This window comes from Streptomyces sp. NEAU-W12 (genome assembly GCF_026242095.1).
GTDB lineage: Bacteria > Actinomycetota > Actinomycetes > Streptomycetales > Streptomycetaceae > Streptomyces.
In genome coordinates this window covers 1-1,131 of sequence record NZ_JAPJDM010000094.1, presented here as the reverse complement: position 1 = coordinate 1,131, position 1,131 = coordinate 1, and the positions used below count along the sequence as shown (strand labels likewise).

Sequence of the window (1,131 nt, the reverse complement as noted above, 5' to 3'; positions counted from 1 at the left end):
CGGCCTCGATCTCGCCCAACTCGATACGGAAACCACGCAACTTGACCTGATCATCCGCCCGACCGACGAACACCAAATGACCGTCCCTGTTCCAACGGACGACGTCACCCGTGCGGTACATCCGGCTTCCCGCGGGACCGAAGGGATCCGCGACGAAACGCTCACCCGTCAAACCCGCACGACCCCAATACCCCAGAGCCACACCCCGACCGGCGATATACAAATCGCCCACCACACCCGGCAGGACGGGGCGCAACCCGGCGTCCAACACGTACACCCGCGTATTCGCAATCGGCCCACCGATCGGCAGCACACCACCGCCACCAACCACCGCATCCGACAGACCGAACGACGTCGACCACACCGTCGTCTCCGTCGGCCCGTACACATTCACCGCCGAAGCACACGCCCCCACCAGACCCGACGCCACCTCCGCCGGCAACGCCTCACCACCCACCAACGCCCGCACACCCGACAACACGCCCGACTGCCCGACACCGTCCAACACACCACGCCACCACGACGGCGTCGCCTGCACCACCGACACGCGTTCCCGCTCCAACAGGCCACGCACCGCCTCCACATCACGACCGACCCCGTCACCCGCCACCACAACCACACCACCACGCACCAACGGCATCAACAACTCCAACCCCGCGATGTCGAACCCCACCGTCGTCACCGCCAACAACACATCCCCCACACCGACCCCAACCACCGCATCCATCCCCACCACAAAATTCTCAAAAGCACCCCGAGACACCACCACACCCTTCGGCCGCCCCGTCGAACCCGACGTGTACAACACATACGCCGCAGCCTCAGAAGAAACCGAAACCCCCACATCCGACGACCCGCAACCCGCCAACTCCCCCACCACAACGGCATCATCCAGCACCACACAACGCGCATGCTCCGGCAGGCGCGGCACCAGATCCTTCACCGTGACGGTCACCAACGGGTCGGCATCTCCCACCACATACGCCAACCGCTCCTCCGGGAACTCCGGATCCAACGGCACATACACACCCCCGACCTTCCACACCGCCAACAACGTCACCACCAGATCCACCGAACGCGGCAACACCACCCCCACCACAGAACCCACACCCACACCACGATCCACCAGCA

At 64.9% G+C, this 1,131-nt stretch carries 1 protein-coding gene; it reads right to left on the bottom strand.

The window, feature by feature from the left end:
* A partial coding sequence (locus ORI94_RS35210; RefSeq protein WP_266083187.1) for an amino acid adenylation domain-containing protein occupies positions 1-1,108 on the bottom strand: 1,108 nt, incomplete at its 3' end.
* Between the last annotated feature and the right edge of the window lie 23 nt (positions 1,109-1,131).